Below are 2,354 nucleotides of genomic sequence, written 5' to 3' on the forward strand. Positions count from 1 at the left end.
GGAAAAAGCTTCACCAAAAACCTTTATGATTTCAGGATATTATTGAGCCTGACTTTTCAAACAGTCTTTAAAACGCCTTGAATACCTCTCAGCAGCGACTTGTATTTTCCATTCCCCCTTCCTTGACCTTTTGGGGGCTCTCAGGCGGATGGCACCGCCGGGTCGGTCGCCTGCAAGGCGAACAGGCGGTGATACACCCCATCGGGATGCGCCATCAGTTCCGCATGTGTCCCATCCTCGCACACCGTACCATGGCGGAAGACGATGATGCGGTCCAACCCCACCACCGTGGACAGGCGATGGGCGATCACCAGCACGGTCCGCCCTGCCATCAGCCGCTCCATCGCCTGCTGGACCAGTTGCTCCGATTCTGAATCGAGGCTGGATGTCGCCTCATCCATGATCAGGATGCGCGCATTGCTCAGGAACGCACGGGCAATGGCGATCCTCTGGCGCTCGCCCCCCGACAGCTTGACCCCGCGTTCGCCCACCATCGTGGCATACCCCAGCGGCAGGCGTTCGATAAAGTCCGCCGCATTGGCCAGTTGCGCTGCCCGCACGATTTCAGCAGGGGTGGCGTCAGGCCGGCCATAGGCGATATTGTCACGCAGGGAACGGTGGAACAGCAACGGTTCCTGTGGGACAATCGCGATGGAGGACCGTAAGGAAGATTGCGCCACGGTGGCGATATCGGTGCCGTCGATGGTGATCCGTCCCGCCCGTACGTCATACAGCCGTTGCAGCAGTTTCGTCAGCGTCGTCTTGCCCGATCCCGACGGCCCCACCAGCCCGACACGGCTGCCTGCCGGGATATCAAGGCAAAGGTCTGAAAACAGCGGCGCACGCCCCTGCACACCATAACCAAACCCGACATGTTCAAAACGGATATGCCCCCGCGTCACATGCAATGCAGGCGCGCCGGGCGGGTCCACGATCCCGGGAGGGCGGGCGAACAGGTTGACGAGTTCGTCCATCTCGTTCACCGCGCGTTGCACGATGGAGATCTGCTGTCCGATATCGCGCAGGTATCCCTGCACCACGAACATCATCGTCAGCACATAGGCCACATCCCCCGCATTGGCCTGCCCCCGCGCCCACAACACCACCACGGCTGCAATCATGCCGATGCGCATGACCAGGGCCGCCAGTGCCTGCAGGTTGGCGCTGTTGGTGCCACGCAGCCACGAACGCACGGTGCGGTGCCGCCAGCGCCCGACAATCCATGCCAGGTGCGCGTCCTCGCGCTGTTCCGCGCCGCTGGCCTTCACCACGGCGTTGCAGGTCACCGCATCCGCCAATGCCGCCCCCATCCGTGTATCCCACGTGTTGGCAAGGCGTGAGGCCGGCGCGACGTACTGCAATGTCAGCACGACCGACAGCACCACCAGCGCCACCGACCCCACCGCCAGCAACAGCCCCATCACCATCCAGTGCAGGCCAAGCACCAGCGTGGTTGCCACCAGCACCAGCGCCTCGGGCACCAGCAGGAGCATGATGGTATCACCCAGCGTATCCATCGCCCATGTCCCGCGCGTGATCTGGCGCACGGTCGAACCGGCGAAATTATTGGCGTGCCATTCGCTGGAAAAACGCTGCACCCGCGCAAAGGCCCCGGTCATGATATTTTCCATGACACGGGAATTCAGGTGCGTGATCCCACGATAGGAAGCCCGCCGTCCCATTACCCCAGCAAGGCCCAGTGCAGCCAGCCCCGCGACCATGACCATGGCGTCATGCCTGCTGCCCGGATGGGCATGCGCGACATCATCCACCAGCCATCCCGCAAGCAGCGGCGTCAGAACATCGGTCAGGGTCGCGACCATCACCCCGCCCAGCGTCCATCCAAGCAGGCCCGGATGCATCCGCCAGCGCGCAATGGCGAAACCAAGGACAGCAACAAAAGTGCGCCGCGCCCGCGCAGGATCGCGCGATGTGGGAAGGGTCGTGGTGGGGTTGGTCATGTCTATTCCGATACCCGCGCGGAACCGGCATGTCGCGCACGGGGGCTGTGGTGAAAGGCGATGAGGCTGTGTTTGAAATACACTGGTAACGGGGAACGATAAAATTTCCGGTGATGTCCTTCGTTTCACTACGGATAACGCCTTGAGCAAGGCTTTCCGGGACGGCCCCACCAGAAACTTTTACTTTCCCCAAATGCCCTCACGATCATCTTTTCAGACACCCTCAACAAAGAGGATACGGACGACTATCCGACCCTGGGGGCACGGAACAAGCGTCAAAGTGGTGCGACGCATGGATTTACAGAACATTGCAAAGGGTGGAAGAAAGACAGCATCGCCATTATCGTGATCCAGGACCGAGCATGACCACCCCCGCCCGACCCGGCCCCCGCC

Annotated in this window: 1 protein-coding gene; it reads right to left on the reverse strand. The window is 61.6% G+C overall.

The window, feature by feature from the left end; all coding sequences use genetic code 11:
- Window positions 1-140: 140 nt before the first annotated feature.
- Window positions 141-1,961 (reverse strand): ABC transporter ATP-binding protein, encoded by a 1,821-nt coding sequence (locus B7G66_RS15415; RefSeq protein WP_003622333.1) that lies wholly within the window; start codon window positions 1,959-1,961, stop codon window positions 141-143.
- Window positions 1,962-2,354: the final 393 nt, after the last annotated feature.

Origin of the sequence: Novacetimonas hansenii JCM 7643 (assembly GCF_000964405.1) — a bacterium.
Lineage (GTDB): Bacteria > Pseudomonadota > Alphaproteobacteria > Acetobacterales > Acetobacteraceae > Novacetimonas > Novacetimonas hansenii.